1 pseudogene is annotated in these 594 nt (G+C 47.1%); it reads right to left on the reverse strand.

Annotation, left to right across the window (positions count from 1 at the left end):
* A pseudogene (locus tag R8N47_RS26740) lies at window positions 1-594 on the reverse strand (error-prone DNA polymerase); the annotation flags it as partial.

Below are 594 nucleotides of genomic sequence, written 5' to 3' on the forward strand. Positions count from 1 at the left end.
TGTAACGCCTGCTGCAGTGCCTGGGGACTGCCTTCCGGTGACGACACCTGCCACAGTCACAAGCGATTTATGCTCTTTATCAACCAATTGTTTCATACGCGTAAAACGAGGAAGTATTCCCGCTTCTTCTAGCAGAGTAATTGGGTGCCGATTCAGCGAAAGACCTGTACTGGCATAGTCTTCAATAAGGCTTTCATATTCAGATGGCTGTGCTTGATAGCTAACGCTTGGCTCTTCGATATGATGAAACAAAGGCAAATCGGACAGTGAATCCATCGCTGCCCAACGTGCGTTATAACGGTTACCCGATAAGATCTGAAAGGCATTTGCAGAAGCTAATAATTCGATATCACGACGACTTCTCAAGATTTGTTTGACCTCTTGTATTGAGTGATAGCCCGTTTTTGGTCGTCGTTCGACTAAGCGAGTCGCGCTTTCCTCATTAAAGCCCTTAACCAATCGAAAGCCCAGTTGCACACCAAGTCGGCCATTGGGGCGTTGAATCAAATGATGTTGGTAATAGGAAGGATTGACACAGATAGGCAGAACTTCGACGCCGTGACGACGAGCGTCTTGCACCAATTGAGAAGGGCT

The sequence above is a fragment of the Vibrio sp. 2132-1 genome (genome assembly GCF_033344315.1).